At 45.5% G+C, this 426-nt stretch carries 1 protein-coding gene; it reads left to right on the forward strand.

The features are described from left to right. On the forward strand, positions 1 to 426 hold a 426-nt coding region (locus FD05_RS02810; RefSeq protein WP_191981837.1), incomplete at both ends, for a class II aldolase/adducin family protein.

Raw genomic sequence — 426 nt, forward strand, 5'->3', positions numbered from 1 at the left:
GTTTCATTTGCTGCAGCCAAGATGGATATTCCAGCTGTAAGTACGACTCATGCCGACACCTTCTACGGTGACATTCCGTGTGCCCCTGCTTTGACTAAGAAGCAGATTGAAGAAGCATACGAATTAAACACTGGTAAAGTCATCGTTGACGAATTCGAACGTCGCGGTGTTGACCCAGATGCTGTTCCAGCTGTCTTGGTTAGCCAACATGGCCCATTTGCTTGGGGTCCAACAGCTGACAAGGCTGTTTACAACGCCAAGGTATTGGAAGTTTCAGCTGAAATCAGTTATCACGCATTGCAATTAACTCGTGATGAAACCCATGTCCCACAATACTTGCTTGACAAGCATTACTACCGTAAGCATGGTAAGAACGCATACTATGGTCAAAACAATGCAAAGTCAAAGTCACATGCGGAACACGAA

Origin of the sequence: Lentilactobacillus otakiensis DSM 19908 = JCM 15040 (genome assembly GCF_001434145.1) — a bacterium.
GTDB lineage: Bacteria > Bacillota > Bacilli > Lactobacillales > Lactobacillaceae > Lentilactobacillus > Lentilactobacillus otakiensis.